The organism is Amnibacterium sp. (assembly GCF_025463795.1).
Taxonomy (GTDB): Bacteria; Actinomycetota; Actinomycetes; order Actinomycetales; family Microbacteriaceae; genus Amnibacterium.
On the sequence record NZ_JAODBE010000002.1, the window covers coordinates 1 to 3,452 of the forward strand.

The 3,452-nt window shown below is 72.8% G+C and carries 3 protein-coding genes; all 3 read left to right on the forward strand.

Annotation, left to right across the window (positions count from 1 at the left end; genetic code table 11):
- A partial coding sequence (locus JWQ92_RS00065) for a DNA repair protein RecN (RefSeq protein WP_367276696.1) occupies positions 1 to 1,109 on the forward strand: 1,109 nt, incomplete at its 5' end.
- Positions 1,110 to 1,132: 23 nt separating this feature from the next.
- A complete protein-coding gene (locus tag JWQ92_RS00070; protein WP_297342419.1) occupies positions 1,133 to 2,866 on the forward strand; it encodes a CTP synthase in 1,734 nt (577 codons plus the stop codon).
- Positions 2,859 to 3,452: NUDIX hydrolase (locus tag JWQ92_RS00075; protein ID WP_297342420.1), on the forward strand; the 594-nt coding region annotated here is incomplete at its 3' end. The genes JWQ92_RS00070 and JWQ92_RS00075, both read left to right, overlap by 8 nt.

Below are 3,452 nucleotides of genomic sequence, written 5' to 3' on the forward strand. Positions count from 1 at the left end.
GCGCCGCGCTGGCCGAGATCGAGGGCGTCGCGCCGCAGCCGGGCGAGGACGCCGAGCTCGCCGCTCTCGCGGAGCGGCTCGGCGCTCAGGACGAGCTGCGTGTCGCGGCGGCCACCGCCCACGAGGCGCTGTCGGCCGAGGACGTCGGCGCCGTCGACGGCCTCACCCTGCTCGTCGAGGCACGCCGGGCGCTCGAGCGCACGGGCGACCTCGACCCGGCGCTCGCCAGCATCGCCGAGAGCGTCGCGACGGTCGCCTCGCTCGCCGCCGACGCCTCCGCGGAGCTCGCCTCCTACCTCTCCGGCCTCGACCCCGACGCGCCCGGGCGGCTCGAGGTCGTGCAGCAGCGGATCAACGAGCTCGCGGTGCTCCAGCGGCGGTACGGACCCGGTCTCGACGACGTGCTCGCGTACGCCGATGCCGGCGGCCGACGGCTGCTCGAGCTCGACGGGGACACGGACCGCATCGACGCCCTCGAGCTGCAGGAGGCCGAGGACGAGCGGCTCGCCGAGGAGCTCGCGTCCCGCCTGTCGGCCGCGCGCCGGGAGGCGGCGGAGCGGCTCGCGACCGCCGTGACGGCCGAGCTGGCCGATCTCGCCATGGGGACCGCCGCCGTGCTCGTGGACGTCGCGAGCCGGGAGGAGCTGACGTCGAGCGGCCGGGACGCGGTCCAGCTGCTGCTCCAGGCCTACCCGGGCGCGGAGCCCCGCCCGATCGCCCGCGGCGCGTCGGGCGGCGAGCTCTCCCGGGTCATGCTCGCCCTCGAGGTCGTGCTCGCGGGATCCGATCCGGTGCCGACGTTCGTGTTCGACGAGGTCGACGCGGGGATCGGCGGGGCGGCGGCGATCGAGGTGGGGCGCCGGCTCGCCCGCCTGGCCGGGTCGTCGCAGGTGATCGCCGTCACCCACCTCGCGCAGGTCGCCGCGTTCGCCACGAACCACCTCCGTGTGCTCAAGGACGCCGAGGGCGGGGTCACGGTGTCGACCGTCGAGCAGCTCACCGGCGACGCCCGGGTGGCCGAGATGGCCCGCCTCCTGTCGGGCCTCACGACGAGCGATTCCGCCCTCGCGCACGCGCAGGAGCTGCTGGATCTCGCAAGCGACCCCTGAGCCGCCCCGTATGATCGAAGTCCGTGGTCGACGAGCGCAGCGATTCGGGCAGGACGACGAAGCACATCTTCGTCACGGGTGGCGTGGTCTCCTCGCTGGGCAAGGGGCTCACCGCGGCCTCGTTGGGCAACCTGCTCACATCCCGCGGGCTCCGCGTGGTCATGCAGAAGCTGGACCCCTACCTCAACGTGGATCCGGGCACGATGAATCCGTTCCAGCACGGCGAGGTCTTCGTCACCGACGACGGCGCCGAGACGGACCTCGACATCGGCCACTACGAGCGCTTCCTGGACATCAACCTGAGCCAGGCGGCGAACGTCACGACGGGGCAGATCTACTCGCAGGTCATCGCCAAGGAGCGCCGCGGCGAGTACCTCGGCGACACGGTGCAGGTCATCCCGCACATCACCGACGAGATCAAGCGGCGGATGCGCCTGCAGGCGTCCGACGACCCGCAGCCCGACGTGATCATCACCGAGATCGGTGGCACCGTCGGTGACATCGAGAGCCAGCCGTTCCTCGAGTCCGCCCGTCAGGTGCGGCACGAGCTCGGCCGGCGCAACGTGTTCTTCGTGCACGTCTCCCTCGTGCCCTACCTGAACACCGCCGGCGAGCAGAAGTCGAAGCCGACCCAGCACTCCGTCGCCGCGCTCCGCTCGATCGGCATCCAGCCCGACGCGCTCGTGCTGCGCAGCGACCGCCCCGTCTCGGAGGCGAACAAGCGCAAGATCGCGCTCATGTGCGACGTCGAGGAGAGCGCCGTCGTGAACGCGACGGACGCCCCGTCGATCTACGACATCCCCGAGATGCTGCACGAGCAGGGGCTCGACGACACCATCGTCGACGCACTCGGCCTCGAGGCCGGCGAGGTCGACTGGACGCGGTGGAGCACCGTGCTGAAGGCGGTGCACGAGCCCCGGCACGAGGTCGTGATCGGTCTCGTCGGCAAGTACATCGACCTGCCCGACGCCTACCTGTCCGTCACGGAGGCGCTCCGGGCCGGCGGCTTCGCCAACGAGACCGCCGTGCACCTGCGCTGGGTGCCGAGCGACGAGTGCGAGACGCCGGAGGGCGCCGCCCGCAACCTCGGCGACGTGGACGGCATCTGCATCCCCGGCGGGTTCGGCGTGCGCGGCATCGAGGGCAAGGTGGGGGCGCTGCGCTTCGCGCGGGAGAACGGCATCCCGGCGCTCGGGCTCTGCCTCGGCCTGCAGTGCATGGTGATCGAGTACGCCCGCAACGAGGGCGGGCTGCCGGGCGCCTCGTCGACGGAGTTCGACCCGGACACGCCCTACCCCGTGATCGCGACGATGGCGGAGCAGGTCGCCATCCTCTCGGGTGGTGACCTGGGTGGCACGATGCGGCTCGGCCTCTACCGCGCGGATCTCGAGGAGGGCTCCCTCGCCCGGGAGGTCTACGAGCGGGCCGAGGTGAGCGAGCGGCACCGGCACCGGTACGAGGTGAACAACCACTACCGCGAGCGACTCGCGGGAGCGGGTCTCGTGTTCTCGGGCACCTCGCCCGACCACCGGCTCGTCGAGTTCGTCGAGCTGCCGCGCGACGTCCACCCCTACTACATCGGCACCCAGGCCCACCCCGAGCTGCGCAGCCGACCGACCAAGGCGCATCCGCTCTTCCGCGGGTTGATCGCCGCGGCCCTCGACCGGCAGCGCGCGAGTCGGCTGTTCGACGACGAGGCGGCCGCCTCCGGGCTCGACGAGACCGCGGACGACGTGCTGGACTCCATCGATGCCTGAGCCCGACGACGCCGAGCAGACCGGCCCGATCGCCGACGTGCCCGAGCACCACCGGGTGATCGAGCGGAGGGTGATCCACCAGGGGCGCGTCTGGAACGTCGCGAGCGAGCGCTTCGAGTACGGCGACGCCGAGATCGTCCGCGAGCTGATCGACCACCCGGGCGCCGTGGCCGTGCTCGCGCTCGACGACGACGAGCGGATGCTGCTCATCCGTCAGTACCGCCACCCGATCCACGCCCGGGTGTGGGAGATCCCCGCCGGCCTGCTCGACGAGCCGGGGGAGCCGGCGCTGACGGCCGCCCAGCGGGAGCTGGGGGAGGAGGCCGACCTCGCCGCGGAGCGGTGGAACGTGCTCGCCGACTTCCAGAACTCTCCCGGCGGGAGCGACGAGACGATCCGCGTCTTCCTCGCCCGCGGCATCAGCGTCGTGCCGGCGTTCGCGCGGCACGACGAGGAGGCCGACATCGAGACCCGCTGGGTGCCCCTCGACGACGTCGTGGAGGCGGTGCTCGCCCGCCGCGTGCAGAGCCCCTCGCTCGTCATCGGCGCCCTCGCCGCGGCGGCCGCGCGTGGCCGGGGCTGGGAC